The 239-nt window shown below is 43.1% G+C and carries 1 pseudogene; it reads left to right on the top strand.

Going from position 1 to position 239, the window contains the following annotated elements:
* Positions 1–239 (top strand): annotated as a pseudogene (gene dapF / locus L9G74_RS24625) (diaminopimelate epimerase); the annotation flags it as partial.

Raw genomic sequence — 239 nt, 5'->3', positions numbered from 1 at the left:
GGCACCGATTATACCATGAGGATTTTTAACTCTGATGGTAGTGAGCCTGAGATGTGTGGCAATGGAGTTCGATGCTTTGCCAAATTTGTTTCTCAGCTTGAGAATTTACATGGGAGGCATAGTTTTACCATTCATACTGGTGCTGGTCTGATTATTCCTGAAGTCTTGGAGGATGGAAATGTCAGAGTTGATATGGGGGAGCCAGTTCTTAAAGCCTTGGATGTGCCTACTAAATTACC

It is taken from the genome of Shewanella electrica (assembly GCF_022321485.1).
Taxonomy (GTDB): Bacteria; Pseudomonadota; Gammaproteobacteria; order Enterobacterales; family Shewanellaceae; genus Shewanella; species Shewanella electrica.
The sequence above is the reverse complement of the archived record's forward strand: the minus strand, read 5'-3'. Positions and strand labels throughout refer to the sequence as shown.